This window comes from Microbispora sp. KK1-11, from assembly GCF_006874435.1.
Taxonomy (GTDB): Bacteria; Actinomycetota; Actinomycetes; order Streptosporangiales; family Streptosporangiaceae; genus Microbispora; species Microbispora catharanthi.
In genome coordinates this window covers 1-350 of record NZ_VIRJ01000175.1, presented here as the reverse complement: position 1 = coordinate 350, position 350 = coordinate 1, and the positions used below count along the sequence as shown (strand labels likewise).

Sequence of the window (350 nt, the reverse complement as noted above, 5' to 3'; positions counted from 1 at the left end):
CCCGCCACGACCCCCTCCCCCCCAGGAGCAGGCAGTGCATTCACAGGAAGCCCCGGGGACGGCTCCACACCGAGCCGTCCACGCGCACCCCATGAGACCGCCACGCCCGCGCACCCGAATCCTCGCCTGGATCGTGGGCCTGCTGTGCATGCTGGCGTTGCTTCCGGCGGGCGCGGCCAGGGCGGACAACCCGATCGTGCAGACCATCTACACCGCCGACCCGGCGCCGCTGGTCTACAACGGCCGGGTCTACCTCTACACCGGGCACGACGAGGACGGATCGACGTACTTCACCATGAAGGACTGGCGGGTCTGGTCGTCGGCCGACATGGTGAACTGGACCGACCACG

At 69.4% G+C, this 350-nt stretch carries 1 pseudogene; it reads left to right on the top strand.

The window, feature by feature from the left end:
- Positions 1 to 91: 91 nt before the first annotated feature.
- Positions 92 to 350, top strand: a pseudogene (locus FLW16_RS43260) (glycoside hydrolase); the annotation flags it as partial.